At 64.9% G+C, this 17,446-nt stretch carries 16 protein-coding genes and 1 pseudogene; 8 read left to right on the forward strand and 9 right to left on the reverse strand.

The genetic code is table 11. The features are described 5' to 3' along the window. Positions 1-816: 816 nt before the first annotated feature. Both LH62_RS25960 and LH62_RS25965 read right to left on the reverse strand, forming a co-directional pair. Positions 817-1,677 carry an alpha/beta fold hydrolase gene (locus LH62_RS25960; RefSeq protein WP_043366703.1) on the reverse strand — a complete coding sequence of 287 codons (861 nt, stop codon included), beginning with the start codon at positions 1,675-1,677 and terminating at the stop codon, positions 817-819. 165 nt (positions 1,678-1,842) lie between these two features. Next, positions 1,843-2,580 (reverse strand): MOSC domain-containing protein, encoded by a 738-nt coding sequence (locus LH62_RS25965; protein ID WP_043366705.1) that lies wholly within the window; start codon positions 2,578-2,580, stop codon positions 1,843-1,845. Between the two features lie 525 nt (positions 2,581-3,105). On the opposite strand from LH62_RS25965, the gene LH62_RS25970 reads away from it, so the two are divergent. The 3 genes from LH62_RS25970 to LH62_RS25975 all read left to right on the forward strand — a co-directional run bounded on the left by LH62_RS25970 (position 3,106) and on the right by LH62_RS25975 (position 6,498). Continuing rightward, the gene (locus LH62_RS25970; RefSeq protein ID WP_160299895.1) at positions 3,106-4,005 is read left to right on the forward strand and encodes a tripartite tricarboxylate transporter substrate binding protein; all 900 of its coding nucleotides are present in this window, start codon (positions 3,106-3,108) and stop codon (positions 4,003-4,005) included. Positions 4,006-4,222: 217 nt separating this feature from the next. Beyond that, positions 4,223-4,390: a hypothetical protein gene (locus LH62_RS31320; RefSeq protein WP_160299896.1), complete on the forward strand. Its 168-nt coding sequence runs from the start codon at positions 4,223-4,225 to the stop codon at positions 4,388-4,390. 56 nt (positions 4,391-4,446) lie between these two features. Further along, positions 4,447-6,498, forward strand: coding sequence for an ATP-dependent helicase (locus tag LH62_RS25975; protein ID WP_255360034.1), 2,052 nt, complete (start codon positions 4,447-4,449; stop codon positions 6,496-6,498). Positions 6,499-6,624: 126 nt separating this feature from the next. On the opposite strand, the pseudogene LH62_RS32790 reads toward LH62_RS25975, so the two are convergent. From LH62_RS32790 to LH62_RS26000, 6 genes and pseudogenes are all read right to left on the reverse strand, one after another. Further along, positions 6,625-7,115, reverse strand: a pseudogene (locus LH62_RS32790) (DUF72 domain-containing protein). A 592-nt stretch (positions 7,116-7,707) separates the two neighbouring features. Beyond that, positions 7,708-8,682: a replication protein RepA gene (locus tag LH62_RS25980; RefSeq protein WP_043366793.1), complete on the reverse strand. Its 975-nt coding sequence runs from the start codon at positions 8,680-8,682 to the stop codon at positions 7,708-7,710. A 437-nt stretch (positions 8,683-9,119) separates the two neighbouring features. Then, entirely contained in the window at positions 9,120-9,845 is a 726-nt protein-coding gene (locus LH62_RS25985) for a hypothetical protein (protein WP_043366708.1), read from the reverse strand. Next, entirely contained in the window at positions 9,842-10,534 is a 693-nt protein-coding gene (locus LH62_RS29625) for a ParA family protein (RefSeq protein WP_082012927.1), read from the reverse strand. Before LH62_RS29625 ends, LH62_RS25985 begins: the two co-directional genes overlap by 4 nt. A 67-nt stretch (positions 10,535-10,601) precedes the next feature. Beyond that, positions 10,602-11,147: a hypothetical protein gene (locus LH62_RS31665; protein ID WP_201445661.1), complete on the reverse strand. Its 546-nt coding sequence runs from the start codon at positions 11,145-11,147 to the stop codon at positions 10,602-10,604. An 84-nt stretch (positions 11,148-11,231) separates the two neighbouring features. After that, on the reverse strand, positions 11,232-11,699 hold the full coding sequence (locus LH62_RS26000) for a hypothetical protein (protein ID WP_201445662.1): 468 nt from the start codon (positions 11,697-11,699) through the stop codon (positions 11,232-11,234). A 263-nt stretch (positions 11,700-11,962) separates the two neighbouring features. On the opposite strand from LH62_RS26000, the gene LH62_RS26005 reads away from it, so the two are divergent. The 3 genes from LH62_RS26005 (at position 11,963) to LH62_RS26015 (ending at position 14,092) form a co-directional block, all read left to right on the forward strand. Beyond that, positions 11,963-12,193 carry a hypothetical protein gene (locus LH62_RS26005; RefSeq protein ID WP_043366710.1) on the forward strand — a complete coding sequence of 77 codons (231 nt, stop codon included), beginning with the start codon at positions 11,963-11,965 and terminating at the stop codon, positions 12,191-12,193. A 136-nt stretch (positions 12,194-12,329) separates the two neighbouring features. After that, positions 12,330-13,379 (forward strand): GlxA family transcriptional regulator, encoded by a 1,050-nt coding sequence (locus LH62_RS26010; protein WP_052215102.1) that lies wholly within the window; start codon positions 12,330-12,332, stop codon positions 13,377-13,379. After that, the gene (locus LH62_RS26015; protein WP_043366711.1) at positions 13,376-14,092 is read left to right on the forward strand and encodes a DJ-1/PfpI family protein; all 717 of its coding nucleotides are present in this window, start codon (positions 13,376-13,378) and stop codon (positions 14,090-14,092) included. Before LH62_RS26010 ends, LH62_RS26015 begins: the two co-directional genes overlap by 4 nt. Before the next feature lie 112 nt (positions 14,093-14,204). On the opposite strand, the gene LH62_RS26020 is transcribed toward LH62_RS26015, so the two are convergent. Continuing rightward, positions 14,205-14,822 carry a TetR/AcrR family transcriptional regulator gene (locus tag LH62_RS26020; protein ID WP_236552700.1) on the reverse strand — a complete coding sequence of 206 codons (618 nt, stop codon included), beginning with the start codon at positions 14,820-14,822 and terminating at the stop codon, positions 14,205-14,207. 91 nt (positions 14,823-14,913) lie between these two features. Here LH62_RS26020 and LH62_RS26025 point away from each other — a divergent pair, with 91 nt between their 5' ends. Together LH62_RS26025 and LH62_RS26030 are read left to right on the forward strand one after the other, a co-directional pair. Next, entirely contained in the window at positions 14,914-15,921 is a 1,008-nt protein-coding gene (locus LH62_RS26025) for a hypothetical protein (protein ID WP_043366712.1), read from the forward strand. Then, complete coding sequence (locus tag LH62_RS26030; RefSeq protein WP_052215079.1) at positions 15,921-17,111, forward strand: alpha/beta fold hydrolase; 1,191 nt, start codon at positions 15,921-15,923, stop codon at positions 17,109-17,111. The genes LH62_RS26025 and LH62_RS26030 overlap by 1 nt, the downstream gene beginning before the upstream one ends. Positions 17,112-17,446 lie beyond the last annotated feature (335 nt).

Below are 17,446 nucleotides of genomic sequence, written 5' to 3' on the forward strand. Positions count from 1 at the left end.
AAAGAGCGAACGCCCCACGTCAGCCGCATTTCGAACATGTCCACAGGCCACGCTTCTCTCGTGCCGGCTCGATGAGATAGCCACAACGGGTGCAGTTGGCGCCATCATCATCCGCCGCGAAGGGGTCCGCAAAGCGCCGCGTCACAGTTCTGGGCGAGCTAGACGCGGCGTCATGCTGCGCGTCGTGTTCCATGGTCTGGGTGCTTCTCAATACCTGAGTGAGTGGCTCCTCCGTGAAAGCAGCTTGCAGCGCTGATGGCTCCCAGGCCGGCATGACATGCACCACCGGCGATATGGGCTTGGGCGCTATCGGTTGCGCATCTGGCACTGGGACAGGTGAAGCGGACTTCGCACGAAACCCATTGGGCCAACTCTCCGCTTGACCATCGCGTCGCACTGGATGCGGGGGATTCTTCCGTAGTCCCGGCGTCCCATGCGCCACATGCACAACCTCAACAACCCGGTTCGTCACAGTTCCCGAGCGGTTCTTTCGAGGTGCGGTGACAATGTGCCGCGTTTCATTGAATGATGTAATCGGCTTCGGAATGCGTGAGAAAACGCGATCTGCTTCTGACATGTGTGTCCAATGTTAATGATGGCCGCCTCACTATGCGGGCCAATCCAAATACAATCCCGTCTAGCACATTAGAACGCTGCGCCCCAGACTTAGTTCATGCCCCCAAGTGGTCGTGTCGAGTTGCACTTACCAATATGCCCTGCACCTTGATTCTCAGCCCATACGCCCGACGTGCCTATTGCCGGGCAGCCAGCGTCATCCCACGGACACCATCATCGGTTTGCCTGTCACTCAACGCCTCAGCTTGAGACAAAACGAAGGATCTCGCCGTACAGCCGCTCTGGTGCATCGACACGCATGGAATGGCTGGAATCATCGACAATGACCAAGCGTGAGCCGCGGATGAGCGCATGGACCTCCTCGGAAAACTCCGGCGGGCAGATCCAGTCCAGCTGACCGCCGAGGATCAGTGTAGGCGCGGTGATGCGTGCCAGCTCTGGCCTGAGATCAAAGCTGCGGAGGAAGCCACCTGGCCGGAAGGCACGGTTCAGCGCCTCCGGGCTATGGATGGCGCGGTCGATGCCGTGTTCGGCCTTCTCCGGGTCATGCTTCGCTGCATAGAGCGGGCCCATGACACGGTAGTACCGCTTCAGCTCCGCTTCGTCCTCGAAACCGCCTTCCCACACCTTTGCACAGAGCGCCTTCTGCTCCTCCGTGCCGCACGCCGCGAGGATCTCTTGAGCGCGTGGAATGAAACCGCCATGGGAGGCCGTTACGACCAGGACCAGATGCGACACCGCCTCGGGGTAGCGCGCGGCATGTGCCATGGCCACCATGCCGCCATAGCTGGTGCCGATTGAGACGATGGGACCGAGGCCGAGATGTCGGCGCAGTGCCTCCATGTCCTCGACATTCTCGTCCAGCGTCCAACTGGAAGCGTCACCGCGCGCCGAGCGCCCCTGGCCGCGGTGGTCAAAGTAGACGACCTGCATGGCATCCGTGAGCGCGGTGTAGCCGGGTTTGAAGCCGGTATGGTCGCCACCCGGGCCACCATGGATGGCGAAGGCGGTGGGGCGCTCGCGCATCTCGGGGCCGTCCGGGACGAGGCTTAGGCCCTCCACATCGAAATAGAGCTCGGTGTCACGGATCCTGGCGCGCATGCTCAATCCTTGCTGGTCCTCGCAGCCTAGCCACATAAAGCCAGTCATGCGATCGGCTTGCTGACGCGCTCCGGGTATTCCCGTCGATTGGCGAGCAGGGATACCCGGAGCGAATCAGCAGGCGACAATGCGTACCGCTCTGCTCAACAGTCCTCTGACGCACGCCTACACGCTTGGGCCTGCCGGGAAGAAGCGCACGCGGTCGCCCAAGCGGATCGACCCGCACTGGAGCGTTGCACAGTAAGAGCCGACGTTGTTGGCGAAGCGCCCGGCTACGGTGCGGAGGACGGAGGGGTCACGCGCCGCGGTGTCCGGATCGATCGTAACCATGGCGCAGCGCGGGATGGCGTCGTTGACCAGTAACCGGGCACCGCCTCCACCCTCACCGAAGGCCAGCACGCCGCCGTGCCAGGTAGAGTCAGATGCCTCGCTCTCGATGACGATGTTCATGCGGAAACGCCGTGGGTCGAGCGGCAAGGCGTGTGCCGTGTCGACCGCGGCGAGGAATGCGGACGTGGTGAGGGACACCGGCATGCTGTCGAAGATGCCGCGGCCAACCTGGATGAGCTCGACATCCGTGCCGGCCGCCTCCGACAGGCTGGTGGCCAGCGCCGGGTGATCCAGAGGCAGGCGCTCGCCTGCGGGGGTGACCACGTCCACGGGGGAGTGCCGCGGGTCGGCCGGGTCGCGGAAGAGGGGGCGGTGGAGGACGAGCGACGGCGCGTTGCGCGCTGTCAGCCAGGGAAAACGCGACCGGTTGCCGCGTCGCACGAAGGCGTATTGGCGGTCGCCATGGGCGCCCGTCCAGCGCAGGTCCAACTCGGCAACCGGCTCGCCTGCCATGGACTTCACTGGGTAGCGGGCAACCCGCGAGACCTTCCCGACGACAACGCCGTCACTCATTTCGGGCCGCCTCCCCTTTGCTGACGCTTACCGTATGAGCCAGGAAGTGCTGAGCCAAGCAGGTATGGCCAGTGGTGTTTCGATTTCAAACGGGGGAGTGGCCGCTCGTGGCACGGCCGAGCCTGCCTTCAAGCCGTCGGACAGTCGTTTGAAGGTATGTAGGACTTTCTTGCACATGGCCGACCTCACACCTTCGGCCCAACCGATGAGTGGAAACTTCGTCCTTTACCCAAGCTGACGCGCGGCGACGCTTGGGCGTGGAAGGGCTTTGGTCTTCACCCGTTTAGCATACCCATATGCTGTCAGCTGTTCGGTGAGTGCTTCGGCTCACGCCAGCCGTATCGAGCAGGAACAAGTCAGCATCAAGCTGCGCGTGGGAGGAACCACATGAGAAAGCCGCGGGACCATAACGCCATCAAACCCGGATCCAGGCCAATGTCGCGCCGTACTACGCTGGGCATGATTACTGGAGGGCTCGTTGCCCCGGTTGTTGGCTTGTCTAGACAGACGCATGCACAGCCAGGCATGGACTGGCCCAACCGGTCAGTTCGCTACATTAATATCTTTCCGCCCGGTGGCGCTACTGACACGCTGTCGCGACTCTATTGTGCCAAGATGAGCGAGATCACTGGCCAGCAGTTTGTGGTGGAGAACCGCTCAGGCTCTGGTGGCAATGTCGGGGTCGACGCGATCGCCAAGTCACAGCCTGACGGGTACACGGTCGGCCTGGGCAGCATTGCGTCCCATGCCATCGCGCCGACGCTCTATGCCAGCCTGCCTTTCAATCCGGCGCAAGACTTCACCTTCATCTCCGGCCTCTGGCAGTTGCCGAATCTACTGGTGGTCAACAACGACCTGCCGGCACGCAGCGTGCCGGAGCTGATCGCCCTACTGAAGGCGAACCCGGGCAAGTACGCCTATGGCTCCTCCGGCATCGGCACCACGCCACATCTCTCGGGCGAGCTGCTGAGGCAGATGGTCGGGACGAACATCCTACACGTGCCCTATCGTGGTGGCGCACCGGCGCTCCTCGACCTGCTGGCCGGGCGGGTACACCTGATCATGGACAACATCCCGGGTCTTCTGCCCACCGCCCGCGAGGGGAGAATACGGCCTCTGGCCGTCACCGGCCCGCAGCGCAGTGCGGCGGCGCCGGAACTGCCAACGATGTCGGAATTCCTGCCAGGCTTCGAGATCACCTCCTGGGGTGCGGTCTGCAGCCCCGCTGGCATCCCAGAACCGGTGGTGAAGCGCCATTCGGCCTTTGCGAAACAGGCACTCGAGAGCCCAGACCTAGTCCGCAGCTTCCAGGAACTCGGTGCCAAATCCTGGTGGACGACGCCGGAGGAACTCGCCGCCTTCCGCGCTAGTGAGGAAACCCGATTGGCACCGCTGATCCGGGCAAGTGGCGCGCGGGTGGAGTAAGCAAAAGCCTTTACCCAGCACGATCGTGCCACGTTCACCCAACACCAGACACGTCATAAGCTCCGTTCATGCGCGGTAGTGGCAGTTACCGCGCATGGTCGACGCGCATCCAGATGCTGTGCGGCAGGGCGGCGTTAGTCAGATGCCTATTGCAACAGCCAATCCGGTGATGCCCCACCACGCGATCAGAAGCCTTTAACTGAGAGGGCTTTTGCCGATGTCGGTACTGGCTATTTTGGTCGTCTCGGGCAACGCGGCGCCCGATCTCTCCAACTCTGTCACCACCGTTGCGAGCAGGTCTCGCAGCCTCGTGGAGGGCATTCTCCCGCCGCAGGCCACGGGCATCTTCGATCCGCTCGCGGGTCAGGTGTTCGGCCGCGGCTAGCGGCGTGCAGGATAGACCACTGTCGAGAACGCTGTACTCCTCGAAGCACAGCTCTCCTGAACCCGGCGCAGCGCGCCGCAGCAACTGCGCCGGCGCCCGTGCTGGTGCTGGCCGGTGCCGGCTCGGGCAAGACCGAGACGCTGATCCGGCGGGTGGCGGACCTCATCCTCGGCGGCGAGCCGCCTGACCGGTTGCTCTGCATCACCTTCACCGCCAAGGCGGCCAGCGAGATGCGCCGCCGGCTTGCGGCGCTGCTCGGGCCGGAGCGGACACCGCGCTGGGTCGGCACCTTCCACGCGGTCATGGCCCGGCTGCTGATCGAGGACGGCGCCGGCATCCCCGGTCTGCCCCGTGGCTTTGCCATCCTGGGCCAGAGCGACGCCCGGGAGCTGCTGATGCAGGCCGCCGGCACCCAGGACCGGAAGGCAGCCGGCTTGCTGCAGGAAGCGGTGTCGCTGCTGAAGAACGGTCTCGTGACCAATCCCCGCCGGCTGCCCCGCTCCGCGGCGCTGAGTCGGTTCGAGCCGGAGGTGCTGGCCCAGGCGGCGGCCGTGCTTCCGGCTTATCGGTCGGCCTTGGCGGGACGGCAGGCGCTGGACTTCGACGACCTGATCGCCCTGCCGGTCGCCGCCATGCGGGCCGATCCGGCGCTGGCTGCGCACTGGTCCGCGCGCTGGGCCGAGATCTTGGTCGACGAGTACCAGGACACCAATCACGCCCAGCATGCGCTGGTGCGCCTGCTGGCCGGCAAGCCCGGCCGGGTCTTCGCCGTGGGCGACGACCTGCAGGCGATCTATGGGTGGCGCGGTGCCGACGTCGCCCATATCCGGCGCTTCGGGAAGGACTACCGGACCGCTCCCCCTGCCCTCAAGCTGGAGACCAACTACCGCTCGAGCCCGACGATCCTCCGCGCCGCCAACGCCATCGCAGCGGAGGATCCGGAGGCGCTGCCGAAGCTCCTGCGCCCGGCTGACCCGAAGGCGCCGCCCGGACCCTCGATCACCATCCGGGAGGCACTGACCCCCGAGGATGAGGGCCGCGGTGCCGTGGCTTGGCTGAAGGCGCTGCGGCGACGACAGCCGGAACTGCCCTGGCGCGCGTGCGCGGTGCTGGTCTGGGCCGGCTTCGTGGCGGAGCCGATCCTGGCCGCGCTGCGCCAGGCGGGTGTGCCGGCGCGGCTGGTCACCGACCGGGAGCCCGAGCCGCCGAAGGAGGTCCTGGCCGTCATAGCCTGGCTGCGGCTGGCGATGAGCCGTAGCCGCGGCAGCAAGCCCGGCGCCGATGTTTGGGAGCCCACCGCCGATGATGCCTTCCGCCGTGCCTGCGCCTTTCCGGCCCGTGGCATCGGCGGGGCGTTGTTCGGGCGGTTGCGTGAGCACGCCGCCGAACGGGATCTCGCCCTGGCAGCCGCCGTGGCGACGCTGCCTGCCACACCGGCAGAGCGACAAGGGCTCGAGGCCGTGCTGGGCGTGGCTGGCGAGATCGCGGATGGCGTGGCTCGGCAGACGCTCGGCCCGGCGGATGCGCTGCGGCTGGCGGCCGAGGCCAGCGAGATAGCGGAGCGGCTGGGCCCCGACGGCAAGCTTGGTCATGCCTGGGCGGCCGCGCTGCGGGCCGCCGAGCATGCCGGTAGCGTGGCGGTTTACTGCGACGGGGCCGCGTTGGGAGCCATGCCCGGCGAAGCCGAGCCCGCCGACGCCGTGCAAGTGCTGACGCTGCACCGGGCTAAGGGGCTGGAGTTCGACCATGTGCTGCTGGCGGGGCTCGAGGAGGGCGTCTGGCCGAACTGGCAGGCCGAGCAGCAAGGCGCGATCGCCGAGGAACGCCGGCTTTTCTATGTCGGCGTCACCCGCGCCCGGCACTCGCTGCAGTTGAGCTGGGTGCGGCATCGCCGCGACTGGGCCAGCAAGCCATCACGCTTTCTCGCTGAGATCCCGAAGGCGTTGACCGAGGCCGGCGTAGTGTCAGGACGAGTCAAAGTTTCCAGGCCGGCCAGCCGCACGACGGCCGTGCAACCGGCGCGGCCGGTGAAGCCACCGACCCAAGCCGAGACGGACCGATTGGTCGCTGAGTTCACGGCCCGCAAGGCGGCGAAGGCGCCGCGGTGACGTCTTGCATGCCGGCGCTCGTGCTCGGCCCATCATACGGCCGGTTCGGGTCATGTTGGCGACGGTTTGATATCGTAGCGAGAAGCCTCGGCTGCCACCGCCACCGCATCGTGGGTGGCCACCCCTTCAACAGTGTTGTCGAACAGGCACCAGACCTCTCCGTAGAGGCTGCAGAATCGGTGCCGCGTCGGCGGCGACACTCGCCACGCAGTGCTCAACCAGCATCGCATCGACCTCGTTGGTGAACCAGCTTGGGTGTCGCGGCTCGCAGGCCAGATTACCGGCGAAGCGATGGCGCAGATGCCGAAGGAAATTGGCTACGAGATCTTGGTGGAAGACCAAGCTGGGCGGGAGTTCGATCAGCAGAGGCCCAAGCTTGGGTCCAAGCAGGCAGACCTCTCCAGAAACCGCGCCAGCGGCTCCGCTGGTGTTGGCGAGCCTTCGGGTGCGAGTGACTTCATTCGGGATCTTCGTGGCAAACCAGAGTCCGGCGGAACGCTGGCGGCCCAAGGCCCATAGATGCTGGGCCGATGTGGCCTATAGAAGGACGAGTTGATCTCGACGGCCAGTGCGTGGCTCGACCTTTTCAGGCCTCTGTCGCCTTCGGCGCGAACCACACGGTGAGGCTACGGTCAGTCCTCAAGCCAACGTCGTACTCGGCCCAGTTGGTCACCCGGTGCTTCTGCTTCGGGATGTGATGGCGTTCAGCTTGAACAGCACGAGGGATGCCTCCGCGGGATGATGCGGCCTCCTCCTACCTGGACCTATCGGGCCCGGCGATTGCTGCAACAAGGCATCACACGGCATGACTGCTGACCTCAGCCGGAAAGCGGTAGCCGGAACAGCGCGCTTTGAAAGCCAAAGAGTTCGTCCCAGGTGTCTTTGGAACCGAGCTCGGACCGCCGGCCCCCTAAGCTGACGATACCGGATCGACAGCGATGCGAGCAGCGCTGGGTGAGCGATTGCCCCGCCGAGGGTCTGCTCCTCAACTACTTGCGGTATTGAAACGCATTGACGGAGTGGCCGCCTACGCCATCGGTAGACGTGAACCTCAACCGGACGCTGCAGGCTTCAAAGTCTGCGATACCGAAGACCAATGTTGTCCCAATCTGAAGGGTCGGCATCACAGCCAGCGGTAGATAGCTTCCTGCGATCGTCCGCGGTCTCGCCTGTGGGGCAATCACTCACCGGCCCGGATGGGGCAATCACTCACCCGATTTTGCGGTTAGGCAGGGTTGGGATGGCAACGATGCGTTTTGCTACCGGCGGTGGCGAGGGATGCAGCACGACCCCCTCATCCGCAAGGCGGACGTTCGCCTCAGGATAAGCGGCAATGGCAGGTGCAAGCGCCTTAATGAAGTCGCGCTTGAACGCGCCAATTTTGGCGTAGCCGCTCCCGAACTGCTCACGCAGGGCACCCCACCGGATGGGAGTAGCCTTCGAGAGGGACTGCAGCCGATAGGCCAGCCAGATGTAGAGATCGAGGCTTGTCGAGCGATCCGAAAGCTGCCTCAAAGCCGCTTCCCTAAGCGGGACCGGATGTTTCTGGAGAGCTTCGTAGAACACCTCGTCCAAGACGACGCGGTCCTGCCAAAGATCATCCTGCTCTCCATCTCCATTCAGATGAAAACGGAGACCAGAGCGAACGAACCCGCCTTTATCAAACCCGCTGGTGTCTTCACCTTCCCAAAAAAAGCGAAGGGAGCATGCGGCGATACGGGTGGCTTGCTCTCGCAGGATCTTTCCGGTCGTGCCCCCATGTGTCATGCCCATTCGGCCGAGCCAATCGCGCATAGACCGGCCAAGCTCGATTTCCCGTCCGCCTGTTCGAACGGCTTCTGTCTGCAGATAAAGGAGGATCATGCGAGCGCGGGCACCGTAGGGGACGCCAAACAAGCGAGGTTGCCCACGACCGATTTTCATGTGCCCTGGCTGCACCAGGAGGGTCACCCGATGGCCAACCTTTTTCCAAACCTCATCGTCGGGCAGACGCTTGTGCGGGAGGGCAGTAAGGCAAAAGCCGGTGTAAGTGATGCCTATCTTGCCGGCGTCATCGCCCATGACTTCGGCAGCGATGTCCACAAGCTTCTTTCGCTCTGGCTCCACCATCTGCCTGGCTTGATCCCGGCCGTGCACGAGCACAAGGCGCCGGACGCCATAGTCGGGCTCCTCGTCATCGCTCATGGACTTGATCTTTCGCAGCGCCATCGTCGACCAGGAAGACGACCTGAGCAGGCCAGGTCAACGGGGCAATCACTCACCGGACTAGTTGGAAGTAGTAGAACTTGAATCTAGTTGAAGAGGTGAGCGGATGCCCTGTGGATAACACCGATTCGGTGAGCCGTTGCCCCAAATGGATGAGTATTTGCCCCGGGATCCATAACCGATCTGTGGATCCTGGGGCCGGTGAGTGATTGCCCCACCCGTCGAGAATCGAGCCCGGACGATCTTCCCGCCCTCACTGCTGCTATTGCCTTGCACTTGAGACTATGCCGTGCCCCACAGCATGATGTCTGCAGAAGCGACAGGCAGCGCTGGCGTGGGACGGATCGGACTACGTGGGCGCAAGCCACCGGCGAAACCTGGAGCGTCGTCTGTGACCCAGCGACCTGAGCGCCTAGTCAATCCTCATCCTTCAAAGCCAACAACTCACGAATCTCACGGATCCGCTTACGTACACTATCCAATGCTCGCGCAAGCTTCGCCTCTGACCGCTCAAGACGTCCCAACTCCGCTCGCATCTTGGCGGGGTCTGGTCCCCGGGACATGCGTGGGACCACACCGTCGTGCAGCTTGCGGAACTCGATCAACGCGTTGCGGCTGACGGTAGGCCGAATCAAACCTTCCTTTTCCGCGATCCGACGTTGCTCACTGTTCAGCAGCGCCATCTGATAAGCGGTCCCGTAGCTACCGGGCAGCACCTCCTTAGTAATATGGCCTGCATCGACGGCGCGAGCGATTACCCGAAACTGGCTCGCTACCGTTTCAGAAAACGGAAAAAGCTTGCGAAAGCCTCGTTTGAGGCTCTCTTGCTCGGTTTCATCCAATACAGCGTCTACCTCGTTCAGCGCCCTACCGATTTCGAGGAAGGCGTCACGGGTTTGCTGCCAAGCGACGTCGACTTGACCGCGAAGGGTGATCACTGCACGGACTTTGCGCTGGTCACTCATCAGGCCGGTGCCGGCAAAGATGTCCTGTAATGTTGCGAGCAGCGCTTCATCAACATGGACGAGCGGGGCCATCTCAATCTGCCGCTTGTCGGACAGGTTCATCGCAGACAGGTCGGCATCCGTATCAACCTGGAGCATGGCGCGGCGGGAAAAGCCGCGAGCGCGAGCAGTCTTCATGCGGCGGGTGCCTCGACGGAGACTTTCATACCGGCGGCGCGGGAAACATACGCCCACAGCGCTTCAAAGGTTTCATTTGTCTTCTTGTTGGAAAGATCCAGAACGGCAAGCCCTTTCCCGGCGCTGACGTGGATGTCCTCGAGCATCGGGATCTCCACCGGACAAAGCGCGCCAGCTTTGAGGAGCTTGGTGCGTACAGCCTCGTAGCTTTTGACGCGACGGTTTGCCTTGTTGAGCACGAAGCTTGCTGGAACCCCAGCCTCGGTCAGTGTGCGCATCCAAGGTGTTACGCTATCGACATCGTCTTGCGTCGCGCCAGTCGGGACCAAGACGTGATGCGCGGCCTGACATAGGGCAACCGCAGCCCCATACTGCACCTCAATGCTGGGCGGTGTGTCGATGACGGTCAGGTCGAACCGGGGAGCTTCGCGCAGAGCTGCCCGCCAGTCCGAAAGCGCAAGACCGACGACCGGTACTTCCGGCGTCTCGGGATAGGTCTTCCGCACAAGTTCCCGGCGCTGGTGCCATTTAACTAGAGTTTGCTGTGCGTCTAGGTCGACCCCTTGCACCCGCGCACCTGCAATCGCGGCGGCCACAAGAATGTTGCGGCACATGCTACTCTTTCCAACGCCGCCCTTAGGGCTGGCGATGAGAAGCACCCGGCCGCCTGCAGTTGCCTTCGTGCGCATGAGTACCCCCTTTGAAAGATCCCCTGTCCGAAAATGCAGGGATGTGTTCGACCTCACAAGCGCAGTTTTACAAGGGAAAACGGATTGCGCCGCCATCATGCATCGGACTAGGCAAAGGGTTAGGCCCGAGGGTGGCGACCAGTTTTACAAGGGAAAACCGGTCTGCGTTCAAGTGCAGACGATCGAGACAAGCGATTGCTCGGAAGAGTCTGCCGATTGTCAAGCGCCGTTCACGGCGTCTTGGCGCGACGCGTCGCCCTTGCACGCTCAAGGGACGCAGCCCTATGGCGCTCTTCCCGAAGTACGTCACGAAGCCATCGGCGACTTCCAGGTAGGGGCTGTAGATCGGGTCGAAGGCTAAGGCGTCGCGGCCACGCTGGTCGGCATGGGCCAGGACGCCCGACCACTCGCGGCCTATCCAGGCCGTCAGGCGGCGCTCCGCCCGCGCGCCGGGCACGAACCAAGCGTTCAGGTCGTCGCGCCAGCGCGCGCGCGGGAAGGCCTCACGGAAGCGCTCGATGGTCATGCGGTCATAGGGAAAGGCGGCCGTCGCCCCGGATGCGCCGTCGCCATCGCCTTGCGGCGCCACGCGGATTTCTGGCGCCTCCTCCATCACCAGCTCCTCCGCCCGCGTTATCCCAGCAGCGGCCTGTGCCGCCGCCCCTGCACCAGCAACGGCCAGCAACCTTGCCCTGGCTCAGCTCGGCCGCGCCAATGACCGGACCAGCGCCACGGCAAGGCCAGCCGCCACAGCATCCTCGGTGAGGCCGCGCGCCCAGTCACCACCGGATCGGGTGCCGGCACCTCGCGCTGCGCGGCCGAGCAGGGTGCCAGCCACGGCGCCGGCGATGCCGGCCATGGCGCCCTCCATCCTCGGCACGCCGCGCCCGGCCAGCACCGAGCCGCCGGCCGCGCCGAGGGCGAGACGCAGGAGGAAGGAGGGCGCGATGCGGCGATCAGGCGCGAAGGGCATCTTGTCACCCGCCATTTCGGCCAACGCCGCCAGCGTAGTAAGCCTGCGCGCCCCGGGGCCGAGCGGCATCCATCCTGCCCTTATGCGTCCGAGCGAAGTTGCCCAGCTCAGCGCCGCCACGGCCGACATGCTGCGCAGCCCGGTCAGGACGCCGATGCCGAAGGGCCGCCAAAGGCCACTCACAGCGTCCACCCTGCCTGGCCTAACCGATCGTCCGCTCATCCATCCACGCCTCCCGCTACTGCCAGACTCAAACCCTGAGGGCAGGGCGGGTTGCGGCGTTGGCGAGACCAGTAGCGGCCTCGGACACTATGAGTTCAGCCGCATGTGGGGGCGACGACAGACCGCACCCGCCCAGCCACCTGCTGAAGAACCTGCTGATGCCTGAGAGGCCTCGCTTGTCCGGCCGCAAGACAGCCGCTCTCCTGGGGGCACCTTGGCTGGGACGCGGCCCGGTGTCGAGCGCGACTGAGCCCGGCGCCGAGGGCTTCCTTGGCGTGCTGGAGCGGATGCAGGCAGACCAAGCACTGGACGGCGACCGATACGGCACCCGAGGCGAGGACGGCCGTGACATGCCAAATGGTGGCTCCGCGCTTGAGCGCCTCACCGAGCAACGCTTTTCCGTTGAGCGAGACGTGGTCATCGAGCGTGCAATCAGACAGTCGTTCGTGAATCCCTCCACGTGAGGTCGCGCGGTACCTGCTTCGGGCTGGGAACAGCCGCAATGACGTTGTTCCCACTGATCCTGCCGTGGCTACGGTGGCAGGATTGTTGGGGAAATTGGCATTGCTGCCACGGCAGCGCCCCATCAGCATGGCCCGCATGGAAAGAGCCACCCCCGCACCTCGCCGCGTCGTCATCCTCGGCGTGGCCCCAGTACAGTTGCTGGATCTGGTTGGCCCTGCGGAGGTGCTGGCGCAGGCAGGCAGGCTGCACGCGGCGGGACAGGGACAGCCCGTGCCCGTGCCGCTCTACGACATCGCCTGCCACGTGGTGGCCGGGCCAGGTCTCGTGCAAACCTCGGCCGGCCTCGCCTTCTCGCCGATGGCGAGCGAAGCCTCTCTCCTCGGCCTGGAGGCGCTCGACACACTCATCGTGGTTGGCGGGGAGGGTGCGAGGGAACGTACCAGCGACCCGCGCTTGCAAAAGTTGGTGCGGCACCTCGCACCAAAGGCAGAACGCCTCGTCGGTGTCTGCACGGGAACCTTCATCCTTGCCGCTGCCGGCTTACTCGACGGACGGCGAGTGACTACCCACTGGCGCTTCTGCGCGGAACTCTCGCGGCGCCATCCCGGCCTGCAGGTGGACCCGGAGCCAATCTTCATCCGCGATGGCCATGTTTGGACCTCCGCCGGGGTGACGGCGGGCATGGACCTCGTGCTGGCACTCGTCGAGGAAGATCACCGCCATGCGCTGGCGCTGGCGGTCGCACGGGAACTGGTGCTCTTCCTCCGCCGCCCTGGCGACCAGAAGCAGTTCAGCAGCGTGCTAGCCACGCAGAGCCAAGGCGGGTCTCGGTTCGGCGCGCTGATCGCCTGGCTCGCCGAAAACCTGCACCGTCCGCTCTCGGTCGAGGCGATGGCCGGGCGCGCCTGCCTCAGCCCGCGGCAGTTCGCCCGCGTCTTCCGCGAGGAGACCGGCTTAACGCCGGCTCGCTTCCTCGAGCGCATGCGCGTCGAAGCGGCGAGGCAGCGGCTAGAGGCCGGGCGCGGCGAATTGGCCGCCGTTGTCGAGAGCTGCGGCTTCGGCACCGAGGAAACGATGCGCCGCGCCTTCATTCGTCAGCTCGGCGCCTCGCCGGGCAATTACCGCGACCGCTTCCGCCGCAACGCGGTGCGTCACACAACCCCGGCCATGGACCTCCACACATGATCGACCCCGACCGCCACCTCAACATCGGCTCGCTGATCTTCGACGGCATCGATCAGATCGACCTGACCGGTCCGTTCGAAGTGTTGGCGCGCATCCCGAACTCCACCTACCGGCTTTACGGAAAGACCGATGGCATGATCCGCGACGTGAAGGGGCTGCGCATCAGCCCTGACGGGGCGATCGCCGATGCGCCGCAGCTCGACGTGCTGCACATCCCCGGCGGCTTCGGGCAGGAAGTGCTGATGGAGGACCAGGAGGTGCTGGGCTGGATTAGTCAGCAGGCGGAAGGGGCACACAGCATCTTCTCGGTCTGCACCGGCGCGCTGATTTGCGGCGCGGCAGGGCTCCTGAAGAGGCGGCGCGCAACGACCCATTGGGCTTCCTTCCACTTGCTCCCGTATTTCGGCGCCTTCCCGGTGGATGAGCGGGTGGTAGTGGACGGCAACTGGGTGTTTGCCGCGGGCGTGACCGCCGGCATTGACGGCGCGCTGCGGCTGGTGGCGGAGTTGCGCGGAGATGCGGCAGCGCAAGCCATCCAGCTCAGCATGGTTTATGCGCCGGAACCGCCGTTCGACGCGGGCACGCCGGCCAGCGCGCCTCCCGAGATCGTGGCCGCGATGCGGGAAAGTGTCAGTGCGATCACCGCGCAGCGCGAGGCTACGGCGCGGAAGGTAGCGGAACGGCTTGCCGTCAGCGCATCCGCTAGCCTGTAGCTGTCTGGATCATGTGCAGCAGTGGAGGCGCCGTGGGGCCTACTGTCCTTGTCCAGCCGAGGAACGCGGGAACAGCCACCCTGACTGAAGCATGCTCGGCACGACGCCTGCCTCATCCCGCGCGTGCGCGCAATCCGCCCTCGATCAACGATGCGAAGACGCCGGCAGCTTCTGCCTCGTCAAGGTTGCCACGCACCAACGCGGCCGAAAGCGCCTCGCCCGCGCCGACCAGGCCGATGCAGCGGCGCTCCAGCTCGGCAGCCGGCAGGGTGCTGTGAGGCTGCAGGACCGATACGAACATCCGGACGGAGTTGTCGAGTAGCTCCTGGAAGACCTTGGCTTTCTCCTCGCTGCCCGCCAACGCGGCGCCCACCGCGTGGAACTCGTCGGTCTTGTCGGCCGCACAATGGATGTAGGCGGCCGCCAGGGCTGTGACGCACTCCTTGAAGCTCCGCTTACCGATGGCCATCGCGTCCCGAAACGCATTCACCCGCTCGACGTCGATCCATCGGTAGAGCTCGATCAGCAGGCCCGACCGGGTGCCGAAATGGTCGTAGGCCACTGGTTTGGAGATACCGGCGCGAGCGGCCAAGTGCCCCAGCGTCAGCCGGTCCGCACCCTCCTCCCTGACGATCAGCAGCGCCGTGTCGAGCAGCTGACGCCGCCGCTGGTCCTTCGAGAGCCTGCGCGGCGTCCCGTGCCCGTCTCCCTCTCGCGGATCCTTCTTCACTTCACCGGCCGCCTTGCGGAACCTACCAACGGTAGCCAAGTTAGCTTCCCTACTAAAGGTAGGTTAATAGCCCGAAACAAGGAGGCTTGCAATGTCATCAGCTCCCATCCTGCTCATGGGAGGCTCCGGCGCCATCGGTCGCTGGACCACACGGTTCCTGCGCGACGCCCATCCCGACCTGCCGCTGCTGATAGGCGGCCGTGACCTTGCCAAAGCCAGGGAAGCCGCGGCTCGGCTCGGCAATGCGGACGGTGCGGTGCTTGACCTAGCCGCCGCCGACCTTGGCCTCCGGGCCCAACCAGTCAGTGCCGTCGCCGTCCTCTTTCCCGACGATCGGGTCGTGGGGCTCCACTTCGCGCAGGCGCGCGGAGTCCCGCACCTCAGCATCTCGTCCGGCATCTACGAGATCGCTCCCGAAATTGCGGCCTTCATGCACAAGCCTGGCGCCGCACCGGTCGTCCTTGGCTACGAATGGCTTGTGGGCGCCACGACGATCCCGACGCTTGAGTTCGCCAAGGCGTTCGGCCGGGTCCGCGACATCACCATCGGTGCTCTGGTCGACGAGCAGGATACCGGTGGTCCGGCGGTTGCCGAAGACTTCGAGCGCCTGAACAGCACCTTGCCCGCCGCGCTCACACGCCGCGACAGCCACTACATCTGGCGCGCCGGCGAGGATGCGAAGGCCGCGTTCCGCGCCGTGGACGGCACCTGGATGGACGCCTCCGGCTTCTCGTCGATCGACGTCGTCGGGCTGGCGACGGCGACCGGCGCGCCGAGCGTCCAGTTCAACATCTCGAGCGGGGTCAGTTCCTCTCGCCGCCGCGGCGAGCCGATGTCGACCGAAATCATCATCGAGCTCGTTGGAGAAGATCATGCGGGCCAGCCGCTACTCACCCGCCACGCGGTCGTCCACCCCAAGGGTTCGGCGCCGCTGACCGGGCTCGGGGTCGCCATGCTCCTCGAACGGCTTGTCGGGCTCGACGGCAACCCGCCCACGCCAGCCGGGCTCTACTTCCCCTACCAATTGCTCGATCCCGCCGCTTACTTCGCCCGCCTGAAGCAGATCGGTGGCGAGGTTCTGACCTTGGAGGCACTGTGATGCGCAAGGATATGCTTCCATCCGCCAGTGCCGAGGATGGCATCCGATCGTCTGCGCCCGATGCCGATGGCACGAGAAGCGCAACCGGTCCTTCCCGCAGGGCGCTGCTCTTCGGCTCCGTCGCAGCTGCCGCGGCCGCCGTGCTGCCCGCCGCCGCGCAAACGGCGGTCATGCCCGGCATGCGCATGGTCAGGACCAACGGCATCAATCTGGCAGTTTACGAGGCGGGTTCCGGCCCACCCGTCGTTCTGCTGCACGGCTTTCCGGGGCTGGCGTTCACGTGGCGCCACCAGATTCCGGCTCTCGCCACCGCGGGCTACCGCGTCATCGCCCCCGATCTGCGCGGCTACGGATGGAGCGACACGCCAACGGCAGTCGAGGATTACGACATCGCTCACCTGACGGGGGACCTCGTCGGCCTGCTCGACGCACTCGGCATCGAGAAAGCGGTCTTCATGGGACATGACTGGGGAGGACTGCTTGCCTGGCAGATGGCGCTCCTCTACGGGGAGCGCGTCGCCGGGGTGATCGGCGTCAACACACCGCACATCCCCCACTGGATGCTGTGGTTGCATCCCGACCTCGTCAAGGCTGCGCAGCCCAGCGGCCTGACCTTCGTCGCCGATCCGATGGTCGATCCAGTCTCACAGATGCGGCGGGTCTACAGCCCCGACATGTACGTCCTGATGTTTCAGGACGGCAGTATGGCAGACGAGGCAATGGACCGGAATCCACGCGGTGCGCTGCGAAACGCCTTCCGCAAAAATCTCATGACATCCGCCGAATGGAATAGGCTGCCCTCGGCAGTCGCACACATGGAGTATTACGGACGGCCCCCGCCGGAAAGCTTTCCTGGCGCGAACGTGCTGAGCGTGCAGGAGTTGAATTTCTACGCCAGCCATTTCGAGCGCACCGGCTTCACGCCGGCCATCAACTGGTACCGCAACCTGTCGAGGAACTGGCAGGCGGGGCTTGGCACCGACCAGACCGTCCGCGTGCCGTCCATGATGGTGTCGGCTGCCCATGACGTGGTTCTCCGTCCGAGTATGGCAAACGGCATGGATGCCCACGTGCCAGACCTCGAGAAGCACGTTGTCGCCGATTGCTGGCATTGGACACCGGAGGAAAAGCCGGACGAGCTGAACCGGCTGGCCATTTCCTGGCTCACGAGACGCTTCCCGTCGAGGTAGCCTTTTGAAAATTCGTCGGTCCACGAGGCGAGCACCTGGGGAACTAATCGCGCTGCAGGTCGTGCGGCGACCGACGCGCCGGGGATTCCGCATCGCCATCAATGCGTCAGCCTTAGCTTTGCTGCATCAATCCCAGCGACTGGCAATTATCCGGCCCATCAGATTTTAGACTGCCGATTGGCTGGAGCGGTTTCCTGCCGGACTGAATCGCTTGTGACTGCCAAAGTGACCTTAAGGTGATGCAGCCGCTGTTCGGCAAGGAGGTGATGAGGACGTCGAAGGGGCATCGTTAACCTGCCAGGCTTTCGGTTGCAGCACTTCCTCCTCACTGTAGC

Source organism: Belnapia sp. F-4-1, assembly GCF_000802185.1.
GTDB lineage: Bacteria > Pseudomonadota > Alphaproteobacteria > Acetobacterales > Acetobacteraceae > Belnapia.